This window comes from Pedobacter panaciterrae (genome assembly GCF_013204795.1).
GTDB classification, from domain to species: domain Bacteria; phylum Bacteroidota; class Bacteroidia; order Sphingobacteriales; family Sphingobacteriaceae; genus Pedobacter; species Pedobacter panaciterrae.
This window is the reverse complement of sequence record NZ_JABMKW010000011.1, coordinates 1-884: the sequence shown is the minus strand read 5'-3', so window position 1 is coordinate 884 and position 884 is coordinate 1. Positions and strand designations below refer to the sequence as shown.

The window sequence follows — 884 nt, the reverse complement described above, 5'->3', positions numbered from 1 at the left end:
TTTTAACCATAACAAAGAACTCTATTAAAAGATATTTAAAATATTTAGGTGCCTATATCGGTGGTGTCTACCTCTTCCCATTCCGAACAGAGAAGTCAAGCCCACCAGAGCCGATGGTACTGCGGTAACACGTGGGAGAGTAGGTCGGTGCCAAATCTTAATGAAGCCTGTAGTTAATCACTACAGGCTTTTCTTGTTTGTAGCATTTTGAACCAGGCTTTTATATATTTGTTTAAATCAGATTTAGGGGATGAGCTCAAATGACATTTATATTTTTAAGTCGGAAAGATTAGGTTTTAGAGATTGGCTTGAAAGTGATATAGATAAACTGGCAAGTATAAATACAGATCCAGATGTAATGAAGTTTTTTCCGGGTATCCAATCTATGGAGCGAACCCGGCAGTTTGTAAGAAGAATGCAGGATTTGTTACGAGAAAGGGGTTTTTGCTACTTTGCAGTAGAAGAATTAGATACAAGGGAATTTATAGGGTTTATAGGATTATCTATTCAAAGCTTTGAATCTGATTTTACACCCTGCGTTGATATAGGATGGCGCTTAGATACAAAGAAATGGTATAAAGGCTTTGCTACTGAAGGTGCAAGGAGATGTATAGCTTATGCTTTTAAAGATTTAAAACTAAAATCAATAAATGCAATAGCTCCTAAAGTTAATGCGCCATCTGTAAACGTAATGCAGAAGATCGGGATGAAAGAAATAAAGATTTTTAATCATCCTTTACTTGAATCTAATGAAACGCTTAGAGAATGCGTACTATATGAGATAGTAGATAACCAGTAAAATGTTATCTTCTGGTAGAATTAATGAATTTCTAAACGATACGTATTGATCTTTTAAGCCCTCTCTGTTAATTTTTCTGGTTGTG

1 protein-coding gene and 1 rRNA gene are annotated in these 884 nt (G+C 35.2%); both read left to right on the top strand.

Translation table 11 applies throughout. The features are described 5' to 3' along the window. Window positions 1–44 precede the first annotated feature (44 nt). Window positions 45–156: ribosomal RNA gene (gene rrf / locus HQN86_RS07120) — 5S ribosomal RNA — on the top strand. Between the two features lie 94 nt (window positions 157–250). Further along, window positions 251–799 carry a GNAT family N-acetyltransferase gene (locus tag HQN86_RS07115; RefSeq protein ID WP_172660334.1) on the top strand — a complete coding sequence of 183 codons (549 nt, stop codon included), beginning with the start codon at window positions 251–253 and terminating at the stop codon, window positions 797–799. Window positions 800–884: the final 85 nt, after the last annotated feature.